This window comes from Enterococcus sp. AZ179, assembly GCF_050498885.1.
GTDB lineage: Bacteria > Bacillota > Bacilli > Lactobacillales > Enterococcaceae > Enterococcus_D > Enterococcus_D entomosocium.
In genome coordinates this window covers 3,360,583-3,373,704 of sequence record NZ_JBMHEO010000001.1, presented here as the reverse complement: position 1 = coordinate 3,373,704, position 13,122 = coordinate 3,360,583, and the positions used below count along the sequence as shown (strand labels likewise).

At 42.9% G+C, this 13,122-nt stretch carries 15 protein-coding genes; 3 read left to right on the top strand and 12 right to left on the bottom strand.

The features are described from left to right. The first annotated feature begins 23 nt into the window (after nt 1-23). Both IGI88_RS15835 and IGI88_RS15830 read left to right on the top strand, forming a co-directional pair. Nucleotides 24-248 carry a hypothetical protein gene (locus tag IGI88_RS15835; protein ID WP_139960268.1) on the top strand — a complete coding sequence of 75 codons (225 nt, stop codon included), beginning with the start codon at nt 24-26 and terminating at the stop codon, nt 246-248. Nucleotides 249-425: 177 nt separating this feature from the next. Continuing rightward, a complete protein-coding gene (locus IGI88_RS15830; RefSeq protein ID WP_008379975.1) occupies nt 426-902 on the top strand; it encodes a GNAT family N-acetyltransferase in 477 nt (158 codons plus the stop codon). Nucleotides 903-971: 69 nt separating this feature from the next. Here IGI88_RS15830 and IGI88_RS15825 read toward each other — a convergent pair whose 3' ends face one another. The 8 genes from IGI88_RS15825 to IGI88_RS15790 form a co-directional block, all read right to left on the bottom strand. Continuing rightward, nucleotides 972-2,015 carry an AI-2E family transporter gene (locus IGI88_RS15825; RefSeq protein WP_008379977.1) on the bottom strand — a complete coding sequence of 348 codons (1,044 nt, stop codon included), beginning with the start codon at nt 2,013-2,015 and terminating at the stop codon, nt 972-974. 172 nt (nt 2,016-2,187) lie between these two features. Continuing rightward, a complete protein-coding gene (locus tag IGI88_RS15820; RefSeq protein WP_196044526.1) occupies nt 2,188-3,045 on the bottom strand; it encodes a triphosphoribosyl-dephospho-CoA synthase in 858 nt (285 codons plus the stop codon). A gap of 12 nt (nt 3,046-3,057) precedes the next feature. After that, nucleotides 3,058-4,143, bottom strand: a complete 1,086-nt coding sequence (locus tag IGI88_RS15815) for an acyltransferase family protein (protein WP_016620113.1) — start codon at nt 4,141-4,143, stop codon at nt 3,058-3,060. A gap of 24 nt (nt 4,144-4,167) precedes the next feature. After that, nucleotides 4,168-4,761 (bottom strand): malonate decarboxylase holo-ACP synthase, encoded by a 594-nt coding sequence (locus tag IGI88_RS15810; RefSeq protein WP_016611804.1) that lies wholly within the window; start codon nt 4,759-4,761, stop codon nt 4,168-4,170. A gap of 3 nt (nt 4,762-4,764) precedes the next feature. Then, nucleotides 4,765-6,447 (bottom strand): biotin-independent malonate decarboxylase subunit beta, encoded by a 1,683-nt coding sequence (gene mdcD, locus IGI88_RS15805; protein ID WP_196044524.1) that lies wholly within the window; start codon nt 6,445-6,447, stop codon nt 4,765-4,767. Then, a complete protein-coding gene (locus IGI88_RS15800; RefSeq protein ID WP_005226050.1) occupies nt 6,437-6,736 on the bottom strand; it encodes a malonate decarboxylase subunit delta in 300 nt (99 codons plus the stop codon). Before IGI88_RS15800 ends, mdcD begins: the two co-directional genes overlap by 11 nt. A gap of 25 nt (nt 6,737-6,761) precedes the next feature. Next, nucleotides 6,762-8,408, bottom strand: a complete 1,647-nt coding sequence (gene mdcA / locus IGI88_RS15795) for a malonate decarboxylase subunit alpha (RefSeq protein ID WP_034878554.1) — start codon at nt 8,406-8,408, stop codon at nt 6,762-6,764. Nucleotides 8,409-8,413: 5 nt separating this feature from the next. After that, complete coding sequence (locus IGI88_RS15790) at nt 8,414-9,328, bottom strand: ACP S-malonyltransferase (protein WP_005235886.1); 915 nt, start codon at nt 9,326-9,328, stop codon at nt 8,414-8,416. A gap of 117 nt (nt 9,329-9,445) precedes the next feature. Between IGI88_RS15790 and IGI88_RS15785 the strand changes: the two genes are divergently transcribed. After that, the gene (locus IGI88_RS15785) at nt 9,446-10,300 is read left to right on the top strand and encodes a LysR family transcriptional regulator (RefSeq protein ID WP_034878552.1); all 855 of its coding nucleotides are present in this window, start codon (nt 9,446-9,448) and stop codon (nt 10,298-10,300) included. Between the two features lie 211 nt (nt 10,301-10,511). On the opposite strand, the gene IGI88_RS15780 is transcribed toward IGI88_RS15785, so the two are convergent. The 4 genes from IGI88_RS15780 to IGI88_RS15765 all read right to left on the bottom strand — a co-directional run bounded on the left by IGI88_RS15780 (nt 10,512) and on the right by IGI88_RS15765 (nt 12,857). Next, on the bottom strand, nt 10,512-10,931 hold the full coding sequence (locus tag IGI88_RS15780) for a cupin domain-containing protein (protein WP_128489504.1): 420 nt from the start codon (nt 10,929-10,931) through the stop codon (nt 10,512-10,514). Beyond that, nucleotides 10,932-11,276, bottom strand: a complete 345-nt coding sequence (locus tag IGI88_RS15775; RefSeq protein ID WP_005235882.1) for a carboxymuconolactone decarboxylase family protein — start codon at nt 11,274-11,276, stop codon at nt 10,932-10,934. Next, nucleotides 11,245-11,811 (bottom strand): flavodoxin, encoded by a 567-nt coding sequence (locus tag IGI88_RS15770; RefSeq protein ID WP_005235880.1) that lies wholly within the window; start codon nt 11,809-11,811, stop codon nt 11,245-11,247. The genes IGI88_RS15775 and IGI88_RS15770 overlap by 32 nt, the downstream gene beginning before the upstream one ends. A 164-nt stretch (nt 11,812-11,975) precedes the next feature. After that, nucleotides 11,976-12,857 (bottom strand): LysR family transcriptional regulator, encoded by an 882-nt coding sequence (locus tag IGI88_RS15765; RefSeq protein WP_429960774.1) that lies wholly within the window; start codon nt 12,855-12,857, stop codon nt 11,976-11,978. Between the last annotated feature and the right edge of the window lie 265 nt (nt 12,858-13,122).

The following is a 13,122-nucleotide window of genomic DNA, read 5'->3' as shown; positions in this document are numbered from 1 at the left end:
TAGAAAAAGAAAGGAAAACGCCCATGACACCAGAAATTATTACTTATCTTATTTGTTTATTGACCTTCGCTTATCTAGCTGTGACGATTTTTACTTTTGTAAAAAATCGCCGGACAGGTGTCGGTTATCGCCTCCGAATTTTTTACGTGCTGGCAGCAGCCCTCGTCTTTTTGCTTTCCGTTTATGCAATCGCTACCGGTCAAACCTATGACGACTTGGTTACATCGATAAATGATCTTTTTCAATAAAACACCGTTGGCACGAAGCCCTGCGGATCTCTTCGTTTTTGAACCTCTGGTTGAGGGAAGGATCAAAACGGAAACGAGCCAATGAAAGACTGCTCTTCGATGGCTTTTTCATCAGGACCTTCTATACCGAATCAATGTCTTTCAACAAATGATGTCTGACTTTTTATGGAGGTGTGCATGCTCATTCAGCTTAAAGAAGCGAAGCTTTCCGATTTACTTTCTATCTACTTGATACAAAAAGCTGCCTTCAAATCTCTCTTTCTCCGTTATCAAGATGGAGAAACTTCTCCCTATTTACAAAGTTTTGAGAAGCTAAACGCAAAGTTTTCTGCGTCGAATACCACTTATTATTTAATCATGACCGCTCAGAAAACCGTGGGCTTCCTAAAACTGACGGTTGAGCAGGAGCATACGACGAAGCTATCTTCCATCGCCCTTCTTCCCTCCTACGAGAACCGCGGGATCGGTAGACAAGCAATGACCTTGATTGAAAGGAACGTACAAACAGATACGATACATTTGAATACGATCCTGCAAGAACCCAAGCTGGTTCACTTTTATCATTCTTTGGGGTATTCCCAAACAGGCAGGTTTCAAAGCACCTCTTCAGCAATCTGCTTTGTCTCCTTTACGAAAAAAATTGCTGCGAAATAAAAAAGCCATCTCGCCTTTCATCGGCAGAGATGGTTTTTCTATCAATTGCCATCCTTTACAGCAATCATTTTATTGGTCCTGCAAGGTGTCATCGGTTTTTTTACGCAATCGCGGAATCTCTTTCACATTCATTAAATCTAAAAAGAAAGTAAACAATGGGATCCCAATGATCAAGCCCCACAAACCAAAGAGATGTTCGCTAAGATACAGGAGAATAAACGTGTAAAACATCGGAATCTCTGTTTTATTGGCCATCAAGCGGGGATTTAAGATATAGGATTCCAACGCATGAACAAATACTATGATCAAAAGAATATAGATCACGTCATTAAATCCGCCGATGGAATAGGCAATAAACGTCAATGGAATACACGAGATGATCACACCAGCAACAGGAATCAAGCTGAGAAAGAAAATCATCAACGCCAAACTCAACAGCTGCGGAAAGCCCATCACCGCTAAGGCGAAGACAGTGATTGCTGTATTAACTAAGGCGATCACCAACTGCGTCTCAATCACATTTCCGAAAGCACGCGTAAACTTAGCTCCTAAATAGTAAACATCTTCAAAGAACCACGCCCCTCGCCCTTGCAAAAACAGCCGAGAAAACGCAACGGTCTTTTTGTTATCGATCATAAAGAAGAAACTAAGCAGAAATGAGATCAGCACCGTCAATGCCAACTCACCGAAATTATACAGATAATTGATCACGACTAGAACGCCGCTTTGTAATTTCTGAATATATTCACTGGTTTGCAATAAATTCAAGACATATTCGATCAATTCATTATTGGAGTCTGTCCGTTGGTAGAAATCAGCAACGGAATTGACTAATTGGACGGATTGTTTGATGATGATTGGTACATAATTTGTTGCTACTAAATAAAGAATAAAAACAATCAAGCTGTAAGTCAGGATGCTCGTAAGCTTGATGGGCAGATGACTTTTTCGATGGAGCAAAAGAACCAGCCGATAAATCAAATACGTAAAGATAAAGGTCAGCAAAAGAATGGTCATCATACTGCGAAACAAAAAAAGAATGCCCGCAAGCATAAACAAGACCGTCCAGCGCCGCAACACAAGATTTTGAAGAAAAGCATTATAGTATTTCATCTGTAACTCCTTTTTTCGTTGAAATGAAGCAATGAAGCATTTCAGTAGTGCCTAAGAATTATCTAATCATTAAACTATGTAAATAGCAAGAGATTTTATTTTTCTTAAACGAGCGAAAAAATGAAACAAAAAATCCTTAGAAGAATCGTTGGCTTTCTTCTAAGGAAAAGAGTTATTGGTAAACGGTCTTTCCTTCGTTTACGGGTAAAACCGAGTTAATGGACAATAAAAAGAAGCTGGCAGCCAACAGATCAGCACTGCCGCCTGGAGACACATTTTCTGACTGGCAGAAGGCTGCTAGTGCATGAAATGCTGGGTTCGGCAACGCTTGCTGATTGGCTTTTTGTGCGAGTTGCTGAACCAGTGCCAGTACCTCTTGATTGCTGCGGTATAAAATACACGTATCGTCCAGTGTAGCGATGATCGCCAACAGCATGTGGAGCCTTTTTTCAGTCTCATTGGAACAATCCCGAGAAAAATAATCCGCTAGAGCGATTTGAACATGGGGGAACCCAGCAGCAGCTTCCCCATACGCACCGAGATGTCCATATTTGGTTTGAACAGTTTTGCCATGACTTTCCGTTTGTTGAGTCAGCGCACGATCAGGAAATGCAGTGAGAAGCTGGATGTCAGAAAAGACTTCTGGCAAAAAAATCCGCTGTTTGCGACTAAGTTGGCTACTGACGGCGCTGATGAGCAAGCCTAATGCCCAAATGGCTCCTTTATGAGTGTTGATGCCACCAGTGGCTGCCAACATCCCCTGTTCTGCCTTCCGACCGATTGCAGCGATTGCTTCCCGCAACTCTTGAGACATGCTGCTTCCCCAAGACACCAAGGCCATTTCTTCAAAGTATGGCGTCAATGCTCGAGCTGATCGCAGAAAGAGTGCTTGATCCATATCGTGATGGGCACCTGAATCAATGGCATCCACTAACCCAGGTTTTGGGGACAATGTCACTTCTGCAATCAAGGCTTCTTCTACCAATTGGGCGAGTCGTCGACAATTTTCTTCTACAGCAAATGCAAACATCCAACTCCTCCTCTATTTTTTGATTTGACCTTTGATCGTTACCCATAAAACATGCAAAACATAGCTTGTTAAAAAACCACAGCTGGCAGTTGCCAAATAAGCGACGATGATCATGATGCCCATTGGCAGTTGCAGCAACAAATCTTTGAAGCATAGCAACAAAACTTGAAAGACAAAAACATTGGCAAGATAGGTTCGATACGCATAAGTAGATAGCCACTTAAATGTCCCTAACTGAGGGGCATTGTTCTTGATCATAGTTGACCCAAACATAAAGACTGCAAAAATCAATACTAAGCTATATAAGCTTTGCAATGTATTTAAATACGGTGCATGAGCGAAACTTAGATCACCTGCATAATGTAGCAGATGATTGGCAGATAATAGCCCCAATGCTAAACCCACTGGCAAGAAAGCATAGCGAATCTTGTATAGGAAGCGATAGACGGTTTCGTGATAAATCAAAGCGGCTTCGCCATAGATCCCATAGATCACAAAGCTAAAGACAAACCGATCCAATAAATACCAGCTTTCATGATGCGGTCCTTCAAAAACTTGGCGATCATAAAACACATACCAAGCGACATACAAAGCAGTTGCGACGATCAATACTGGCCAAACAGCTTTTTTCTTCGTCAACACTTTGTAGCCTAACCAGACAAAAAACGGCATCAACAATTGGATCTGCAGCATCATGATCGTATACCACAAGTGTGGCGCCGCATCCCCCGTCACATATTTCAGTAAAAACGTTGCTGTATCAGTATAAGGTTTTCCTTGTTGGACAGCGGGAAAGAGCCATAAATAAGCCGTCGTCCAAAGCACATATGGCACGACAAGTTCAAAAAACTTTTCTTTCAAAAATTCTAGATAAGACAGATGTTGACTTGTCTTAACCATGTTATAAACAATAGCAAAAATAAACAGGGGTGCGGTAAATTTCACCAAGACATAAAAGGTACCGATGAATGCTGCAGTCTTTTCATCTTGGGTATTGGATAAGGCAAAAGTCAAAATCGTTTGCATCATTACTGCTGTCACGGCAAATACTTTTTGGAAATCACTGATGTTGATTTTTAAATCGTTGTTCTCAAACATGTTTTTCGCTCACTTTTCTAATAATTACCAAATCTCAGTGGTGAGTTTTGGCCCTTCGTCTGTTTTTACTAAGATTTTTTTTGATGGATGTTCCAAATACTCCTTTAAGGCAAACCCGCCTTGTTTTGTGATAACTTGAACATCGATCTGTTGAAAAAAGGCTGCCTGCTTTTCCAATAGTTCCAATGGCAGCTTTTCTTTCGTGTCGGCATAAAGCAACAGATCTAAATCACTTGTCGGCTTGATTGCTGCCTGTTTTGCAGCTAATTCAAAACCCAAACTGCCACCAATTCCCCAAGAATAGTACTTCAATAAAAGCCGTGCTTTTTGATAGCTGCGGTAAACTGGATAATTGGCTACTTCATTGAATCGGAAGCTCTCACGACTGGTCAATTCCCAAGGATGGATCGTTCGTTTGATCATGTTACAGGGTGCCTCAAAGGCAAACCGTTCTTGCCGCTTTTCCCCGCGCAACCCCACGGGTAAATAGCTAGGGTTGCTGGGTTTCCCACGACGGACGGTCGCAAAAAGCTGTTCTTTTTCAGAAAACCATTTCGGAATATCAATCATATCAAGAACTTCTTTATCTAATTGAACGATATCGTGGGCACGGTTCATTCGTTACTCATTCCATTCTGCATTCATTTTTTCAAATACGTTATTCGTTTCCAGCCGGCCGCTCTTTTTAGCGATCGGATTGGTGTAGCGACTGGTCAACATCGTGTCATTCGTTTTACGCACATCATCAATCGCCTCATTGATCGCTTCAATTACAGTCGCTTTGCTTTCAGAGGTGACAGACTGATCCGTAATGGAGGATAAGAAAGTGAAGATTGCCCCAAGTTTCGTATAATTTTTGATATCATAAGCAATACTTGGTACTTTTTCCGCAGCGGCTTCAATCGCGGCAATCGACCGTTTGGTGACCCGACTTGCACTTTCTTTTGACATTGCCTGAACAGTGATTTTTTCACTATTTAGTGCGATCAGACGACTTGATTGCAAGCCATGCGCTAAGAAAGCCCCAGAGATCGCATTACCAGCGATAAAACCGATCACTGGATGACCCGCTTGGCGTAGTTTGGCATAAGCTGCCGCACTATTTGCTAAAGCTGCATGAATACCAATCAATTCTTCATTATAGCCATACGCTTGGCTAGGGACATCGATGACCGCAACGATTGGCCGTTTGATTGCTTTATCTTTGTCTTCGTGATAAACAGTTTCTAACAGATGGCCCATCTCGTACCCTTCGACTAAACCAACTTCTCCATTGCGTACCCGATACATCGGATTATTTGCGTTTGGCACGATCGCTGTAACAACGACTTCTTCAGTAAAAAGGTCAGATGCAGCTGCATAGACTGTTGCACTAGTTGAGGTTGGTAACTGCAGATTCGTCAATGCTGAAAACCAATGATAACCGATACTGTCAGCAGCAGCTTCTTGGCCTTCTGTTACAGTAATAGGTGCCACTTCAGTTGCTTTATGCGTTGCAAGAGCCTTATTGTATGCCTCGATAGTCAGCGGCTTTGATAGATCAAGTTCGTTTAAAAGAGAAAGATAAAAACCACTTTTTTCGCTGCGATGACTGTCTTTCTTTTCAACCATCGCCGCAATCACAGCTTCTTGGATCGATTCGACACTGTCAGTCACTAGTTCATCAATCATTTGTGCTTCCAAACGTTGTTTGGCGCCAATGGTGTTCCAAATCAAATCTTTATCACTGGAATCAAATTCTCTCACGCCAGCTTCTTGTTCGATGACTTCAGGACCGTTCAAACCGATACGGGCTTTCTTCGTCGCTATCAAGTAGCTCATAAGTGCTGAGGTAATCGACATACCGCCAAAAGAACCCACCCGACCTGGCACTAATCCAATCACTGGCACATACGATTTTATTGCAACGATCAAATTGCCGATTTCTGCAATCGACAATAAGCCGTAATTCGCTTCTTGGAGGCGTACGCCACCAGTATCGAGGATGATGATCGGTGTGATCGGATTGCCCTTTTGGTTTTCTTCCAACACATGAGTCAATGCCGCGATGATTTTAGCACCAGAAACTTCACCGATCCCGCCACCTTGGAATTTTCCTTCCATAGCGATCACGACCACGTTTTCTCCAGAAATCGTTCCACGGCAAACAACGATCCCATCATCGCTTTGTGGCACGATGTCTTGAGCCACCAGATTGGGTGCGATCATTTGGTCGAATGGATCGATCAATTCACGACCGCTCTTGGCATCCAATAAGGCGTGCACCCGTTCTCGGGCATTTAATTCTACAAAACTATTCTTCATCTGCTAGTTCCTCCATTGCTTGGGTTAATCGTAGGTAAACCACACCGGGAGTGGCGCCAAAGTCGTTGATCACTATTTGCGCACTGATTGGATAGCGCTCAAAAAAACGTGTCAAGACATTTTGCCACACATCGCCAAAGCCATCACTTCCTGTACAAACTGAAACGGTGGTTTCTTGTTTGTCCGTTGGAAAAAGCAGAATTTCCAAGTCACCAGAACCAACCACGCCAACATGGACTTTTTTGGTGACTGGTTTCGTTGTTTGATACGTATAAGCTAATTTTTCCATCTCTTCTTCTCTCCTCTTGCTCTTATTAAGACCACGTTCTGAATTTCATTGGCGGTTCATACAACCCATCGGACCATTCGATCAAATCATCAACGGTTTGAGCTGCTAGCAATGATCGTTTGGCATCACTGCGTTTGATCCCTAAGTCTTCTGGTAATTTCACGATTCCCGCTTTGCGCAAGGCATCCAGAGAAGCTTTTGTGCTGGTCATTCCTAGTGGGGTTACACCACCGATGGCTGCGATTGCTGCTTGTTTTTCCTCTTTTGAGTTTGCTTTATAAAGATAAGCGATGCCTTCTTCTGTCACGATATGCGTCGTATCTTCGCTATAGATCATAATTGGGGCATTGGCTAAACCAGCTTGCTTTTGGACAGCCAACGCATCTAACGTTTCTACAAAAACAGGTTTTTTATTGGAACCATACGTTTCAACCATTTGAACGACTAATTTTTGTCCTTTTGCTAAAGGATCTGTTTCATCCCGCAAGGATTGCCAAGCTGGAGTCGAATGCCGACGGCCCCCCGGATTATGCCCCATATTTGGTGCACCACCAAATCCAGATAAGCGGCCTTTCGTCACTGTAGAAGAATTTCCTTGATAATCCAGTTGTAAGGTCGAACCGATAAACATATCGATGGCATATTGACCTGCAGTTTGGGATAATGCTCGATTGCTGCGCATCGTGCCGTCTTTTCCGACAAAGAATACATCTGGACGAGCGGCAATGTATTTTTCCATACCAACTTCCCCACCAAAACTGTGGATGCTTTCGACCCAACCAGATTCGATAGCTGGAATCATCGTTGGATGAGGATTCAAGACCCAGTTTTTCGCTACTTTTCCTTTGATTCCAAGGGTTTCTCCATAGGTTGGTAAAAGTAACTCGATCGCAGCGGTATTAAAACCGATCCCATGATTCAACGATTGTACTTCATGTTCTGCATAGATTCCTTTTAATGCCATCATCGCCATCAAAATTTGTAATTCCGTAATGTTTTGCGGATCTCTCGTAAAGAGCGCTTCTAATTGATACGGTTGGTCTGCTACCACGACGACATCGATCCAATCGCTGGGAATGTCGACCCGCGGCAAACGATCGACCACTTCATTAACTTGGACGATCACAATCCCATCTTTAAAGGCTGCTGCTTCGACGATCGTTGGCGTTTCTTCCGTATTGTAACCTGTATAAAGATTTCCTTGGCGATCGGCTTTGTCCGCCGCCACAAGGACCACATTCGGAATCAAGTCGATAAATAAGCGACCATATAATTCCAAATACGTATGAATGTCCCCTAATTTCATGGTTTTGTCTTCAATCATTTGGGCAACGCGCGTACTTTGTGCGCCTGCATAAGAAAAATCGATTTTCGCTGCAATGCCTTTTTCAAATATCGTCAAATGTTCTGGCCGGGAGATGCTTGACATGATCATATGCAAATTGTTGACTTTTTGAGCATCGACTTGTTCTAAGCTTTCTGATAGAAAGCTTGCTTGTTTTTGATTGTCGCCTTCAAGGACCACTTTGTCTCCCGGACGGATCAACTGTTCTAAGACTTCAATGATTGCTTCCGTTGGGACATATTTTCCATCGAGAAGATGCTCGATTTTTTTCATGGTTTGGGCTTTCTTTTCACGTTTACTTGCCCAGTTTCTTGCAGGTTTTTCCATTGTATTCATCTCCATTTTTGATATAGGAATAAAGCATCATCCATGCCATGTTGATCCAAATTGATCACACGAATCCCTTTGTTTTCAACAAATTTTGCTTGGATCAGTTTTGTTAAGGTATTGCCCGGAGGAAATTCAAGAGCCAAATCAAGTCCTGCTTCGTAGGCAACATCCATGATCTTGTTCCACTGCACCGGAAAAGCAATATTTTGCAGCAAATCACGACGGATCTCTTCAGGATTCATGGTCATCCGACCATCCGTGTTTTTGAGGTACGGACAGATAGGCACATCAAGGGATACCGTGTTCATAAATGGCGCAAACCGTTTCACGGGTTCTGTCATCAACACACAATGGGACGGCACAGGCACTGCTAAAAGTTTGGCGGTTTGTGCATGATAGTCTTTCGCTTGAGCCAGCGTCTTGTGCAAGCCTGTGAGATGACCAGAGATCGTATGCTGCATGAGGCAATTTTCATTTGATAAATAGACGGGAGCAGCAGGATCAAATGTATTTGCCACGAGCGCTTCTGCTTCACTTCTCGTTACACCAACCAGTACCCCCATGGCATAATCAGTCGGATAGGCTTCTTTCATCAGTGTCGCCCGATGATAGACCAAGCTAGCGGCGTTTTCGAAACTTAAGCTTTCACAAGCTAACGCAGCGGAAAAAGCGCCAATCGAATGCCCCGCCACAAGCTGAGGTTGCACACCAGATGCTTTCATCTGGTCCGTGTAAAAAGCCGCTTTTACTAAAAGGGCCAACTGAATATAGACGGTATCTTGTTCGAGATTCTCCGATACAGGGTGTAAATCAAAGCCTGTCGCCTGTTCTAGCCGATGGAAATAACTGGCAGGCACGTCCTCAAGCATCTTGCTGGTCTGACTGCCTTGTCCTGGGTATAAGAAACCTGTACTCATGAAACACCTCCTAAACAATTTCTCTTTCCTGTGTCATAATAACGGAAGTTTGTTATAATAAAAAATACCAGTTTCGTGAATATCCATAACCAAAAGGTATGGAAAGAGGAGTATCTGATGAACCTTGATCATTTACGCTACTTTAAAAAAGTAGCCGAATCGAAAAATATTACCCAATCTGCACAAGAATTATACATCTCACAACCTGCCTTGAGCCGTGCCATGAAACACCTAGAAAGTGAACTAGGCGTTCCTTTGTTCTATCATGCCGGTCGGCATATCGAGTTGACGATGTATGCTGAAGAATTTTATCCCTATGTCGTTGAGACGTTAGCACGTTTCGACGAAGGAATGAGTGCGATCCAAGCCTTAAATGGAGAAATGGTCCCGGCAGTGACGATCTACTCTGAAGTCGCTTCTGTTTCCTTGCCCAACTTGGTGGCGACATTCGTTGAAAAGCACCCTGAGATCCAACTTTCGATCAAGCAGCACGGCAGTAAGGAGACCAACAAAGAACAAGCCTTCTACATTACCTCAGAGCCAAAGAACGGCTTGACTAATCTGCCGATATTCACGGAACCCATCTTATTGGCGATCCCCAAAAAGCACCCCATGGCAGAAAAAAAAGACTTGCAAGTTGCCGATATCCAACACGTGCCTCTGCTGATGCTGGTTGAAAACAGCCCGCTGCGTAGAACCATCGACGAAGCTTTTGAAGCAAAAAAAATCAGTTTGACTATCGGCTCAACGACGGACGATCCAGCGACGCTGCGCTCCCTTATCAATCAAGGACTAGGAATCACCTTCTTTCCTAAAATTACTTGGGGTTATGAAGATGAGGCACCTTTCGTTTTACGTGAACTAGCAGATTTTCCCTTATCAAGGACGATCTATTTGGCATCAAGCTTTACGAAAGGTCATCCTATGACAAAATTGATTGCAAAAACCTTGATTGAATTTTATCTTGGCTAAACAAAAAGAAGCGTCCACTCGCACGTTAGTTGTGCAAGTGGACGCTTCTTTTTTCTTTCCTATTTACCCCGGTTGAATCATCGAATCGACCGTACATTCATTCACATTGATCTCTTCGATCTCTTTTGACTAGCCACAGTATTGGCTGCCAGTCAGGTGAGACCTCATAAGATTTGTTACACGCCTTCAAGTACGGCTGCCTTACCATCACTTATGCGTCAGGCAATTGATCGTATTCTTCATCACTGACTGCTTCTAACCATTCTGAAGCACCAGCAGTAATCGCTACATGGGCAAACCAACTATTTTTTGCTGCACCATGCCAATGTTTGACCCCTTCCTTGATGACTACGACATCCCCAACAGTAAGTTTTTGCGGTTTCTTACCTGCTTCTTGGTACCAGCCTTTTCCTGCGGTCACCAACAACAATTGATACCCACCATTGATATGCCGATGCCAATTGTTGCGACAACCCGGTTCAAAGGTCACATTGCCAACGTTGACTGGAATCGCTGGATCAGCTACTAACGGATTCAAGTAACTCTGACCGCTAAAATATTGCGCATAGGCATCATTTGTGTTGCCCAATAAAAAGATTCCTGCTTCTTTTGCTGCATCGAGTTCTGACATTTATTTATCCTCCAGTTCTGCTAACTCTTCTTGATAAACCGTTTTGGCGATGTTAAAAGCAGACCAAGCTTTAGGCCAGCCAACATAGAAAGCCAGATGAGTGATTACTTCTGCAATTTCTTCTGCAGTGATCCCGTTTTCCTTGCCAATCGTCAGATGGGCAGTCAATTGTTCGAAATTGCCACCGGAAATCAAGGCCGATATCGTTAATAAACTTCTCGTATGAGGAGCCAACTCTGCCTCACGTGACCAAACTTCACCAAATAACACATCATCATTTAGTTGCGCGAATTTCGGCGCAAAGTTGCCTAAGTTATCTCTTCCTGCTGTTTGTTTCTTGACCATATCGAACGACTCCTTCATCTATTTTAATGAAATGCTGATTTAACCAATTTCGAATAGCTGTATCCGCTTTCTCTATTCTTGAACCACGAACAGCTAATCCAGGATAAACAACTGCATCAGGACAAGTCTTTTTAAAGTCTTCAATGCTATTGCCGAATCCTGAGCCTTCATGAGTACAAAACGGAAAAATAATCTTCCCTTCCAATCGGTGATCTTTTAAAAAACTCGCTAGGATCATCGGGTATGTGCCCCACCAATTGGGAAAACCGATAAACAAGACCCGTTCTTTAAAAAACGCTGTCGATACCTCTTGATAGAGGGGGAAATCATTAGCCGCCTTTTCTTTTTTTGCTAGCTCGACCATTGCTTGATAGCTTTCAGGGTAAGGATAAGTCGGTTCAAGAGAATAAAGCGGGCATTGTAATTTCTCTGCTATTTTCTCTGCTAGAACCCGCGTATTTCCCACTATCAGCTTTTTTCGCTGCCCTTCAATAAGATTCTCCCCTGCTCGTGAATACACAAGTATTGCCGGCATTTTGTCACCTCCTTGGTTTCTCTTCTTGGTATATTTAATAGTAAGGCAAAGCGGAGCCGTTGAATAATGCTTTCTATAAAAAGTCCCTATGCTTACGAAGCATAGGGAGAGGTGGAAGCCAAAAGAAGCGGATCACTCCACTTCTTTTGGCTTTTAGGATGCAATTATTCAAAAGCGTCACGAAAGCGGGCAATGAACGCCGTCACAACCGGCGACATCACACGATTTCTTTTCCACACCAAGACACAGCTGGTTTCGATTTGAGGGACTAAAGGCAAAAATTTGATCGTTTCATCCCTCCGTTCTCCGACAGCTCCGCTGATGGTCAACGCCGAACCAACATGGTTTTCTACTAAGGAAAAGACATTGAAAATCAAGTTATATGTTCCAACGATCGGTAATTCTTCTATTGGTATTTTTGACCATTGACTGAACATTTGCTGCACTTCCGGACGCCTTGACACTAGCAATGGCACCCCTTTGATATCCTCTGGTGTAATCTCTTCTTTATGGGAGAGAAAAGAATCAGCCGATGTCAACATGCCCCAAGTTTCTTTTCTTGGTAGAACGACTTTTTCGTATTTCTCGATTTCGATGGGTTCGATCAAAATCGCCAAATCCAATAAGCCTTTCTCTAAACGCTCGTTGATATCATCTCCTGTGCCACTGTGAATATGAAAGCGGACATCTGGATAGTCACTGATAAATTCTTCCAACATCAAGGAAAGCGTGTCGGAATTATCTGCTTCCACACAGCCAATTGTGAAATGACCACTAAACAACTGTTTCTTACGATCTTCAAACTCTTGCATGGTTTGATCCGTTAGACTCAATATCTCCTCGGCACGGCTTTTTAAAAAACGACCTGCTTCCGTTAAGAGCATTGTACGATTATCACGAATGAAAAGAGCCGTTCCTAATTCATCTTCTAATTCTTTTAATTGACGGCTCAATGTCGGTTGGGTGATGTGGAGCACTTCTGCAGCTTGAGAAATTGTCCCTTCCTCTGCAATCGTGAAGAAATATTTTAATAAACGAAATTCCACTAAATCGCCTCCTCTTTTTTGCAACATTTTAACTCTTAGCAATGAAAAGAATCACCCTACTTCTTGGTCTATTCATTTTTAATAATAACAAAGAATCGCTAATTCAGCGAATCATGCTAAAAAAGCGGAGAAGACTGTAGAATTTTAAGAAGATCGTTTTATGGAATGACATGTAAAACCTGTTCGCACAAACGAACAGGTTTTTCAACTATATACTTTTGCGACATTTGGTATAGGTTATATGAGTATCTGGGTATGACTCTCC